The organism is Acinetobacter lwoffii, assembly GCF_024129115.1.
In the GTDB taxonomy this organism is placed as follows: domain Bacteria; phylum Pseudomonadota; class Gammaproteobacteria; order Pseudomonadales; family Moraxellaceae; genus Acinetobacter; species Acinetobacter lwoffii_T.
The window spans coordinates 1-204 of sequence record NZ_JAMXXO010000077.1; the positions used below are offsets into that span (position 1 = coordinate 1).

Annotated in this window: 1 rRNA gene; it reads right to left on the bottom strand. The window is 39.7% G+C overall.

Features of this window, described 5'->3' with window-relative positions:
* Positions 1–89, bottom strand: a 16S ribosomal RNA gene (locus NI470_RS15730); the annotation flags it as partial.
* Between the last annotated feature and the right edge of the window lie 115 nt (positions 90–204).

Genomic DNA, 204 nt, shown 5'->3' on the forward strand with positions numbered 1-204 from the left:
AGGTAGCAAGCTACCTTTCCCCGCTCGACTTGCATGTGTTAAGCCTGCCGCCAGCGTTCAATCTGAGCCATGATCAAACTCTTCAGTTTAATACTATGTAGTGCCTTAAAGGGCACCAATCTTGGCTCATCAATTTTCTGACAAATATTTCTCAAATAAACTTCGAGTAATTTCTACCATCAATCAATGAAAATAATTTCGATC